The following is a 1,149-nucleotide window of genomic DNA, read 5'->3' as shown; positions in this document are numbered from 1 at the left end:
CTTGAGATTTAACCTGCGGCGGGGTTGCATGGACCCCGGCTGATCATGGGAACAGCCCTTGTTTGATCATTCCTCTTGTCTAGGGAAGAAGATCAAACCAAGGGCTGTCTGGTGATCAGTGTGCACGATGGCGATCCGGCCGACGTGGTCGGCCGGCTGGCGGGGTTCCGGCGAGCGTTCCACGGGTGTCTGAGCTCGCGGGCGGATGCGTTGTTCGAGCTGACCGACGCGCTGTTATGCGCTGATGGGTCGGTGCGTTCGCTGGTGGAGTTGTCGCTGGCCGGCGAGCATCGGCGGGGTCACGGCTCGTTGTACGCGGCGTTGAACCGCGGCCGGATCGACATTGAGGCGTTGAAGACCTGCCTGGCCGCGGTGCCGGTGCCGCGGGCCGCTGACGGGCGGATCGTCTTGGCCGTGGATGTGACGTGCTGGCTACGGCCGGAGGCACACACCAGCCCGCAACGGGTTCTCTGCCACACCTATGGTCGGGGCAAGGACACCCACATCATGGTGCCGGGCTGGCCGTATTCACTGGTCACCGGCCTGGAGACGGGCCGCAGTTCGTGGACCGCCCCGCTGGATGTCCGCCGGCTGGCACCCGGCGATGACGCGGCCACCGTCACCGCCACCCAACTGCGGGAGGTCGTCACCCGGCTGATCACCACCGGGCAGTGGCGGCCGGGTGATCCGGACGTGTGGATCGTCGCCGACGCCGGCTACGACGGCCCTCGCCTGGCGTTCCTGCTCGCCGACCTACCCGTCCAGATCCTGGTGCGGATGCGTTCGGACCGGGTCCTGCGACGACGGGCCCCGGCCCAGCCGCCCGGCATGGGTCGCCCACCCCGCCACGGCGGCGAGTTCATCTTCGGCGACCCGGCCAGTTGGGGTGATCCGGACGCCGCGACCGTCACCGACACCCGACTCTACGGAACCGCGACCGCCCGGGCCTGGAACCGGCTGCACCCTAGGCTGACCCACCGCACCGCCTGGCTCACACATGCCGGCACCCTGCCGATCATCGAAGGCACCGTCATCCTGCTGACCGTCGACCAGCTCCCCTCCGGCGCCACCGCGAAACCAGTCTGGCTGTGGTGGTCCCAACCCGAAGCCAGCGTCGTCGAGGTCGACCTGCTCTGGCAGGCGTTCCTA

1 protein-coding gene is annotated in these 1,149 nt (G+C 68.6%); it reads left to right on the top strand.

What is annotated here, in order from left to right; all coding sequences use genetic code 11:
• Positions 1–111: 111 nt before the first annotated feature.
• Positions 112–1,149 (top strand): transposase (locus Asi02nite_RS41215; RefSeq protein ID WP_203719477.1); only part of this gene is annotated, 1,038 nt, incomplete at its 3' end.

The organism is Asanoa siamensis, assembly GCF_016862555.1.
In the GTDB taxonomy this organism is placed as follows: domain Bacteria; phylum Actinomycetota; class Actinomycetes; order Mycobacteriales; family Micromonosporaceae; genus Asanoa; species Asanoa siamensis.
The sequence above is the reverse complement of the archived record's forward strand: the minus strand, read 5'-3'. Positions and strand labels throughout refer to the sequence as shown.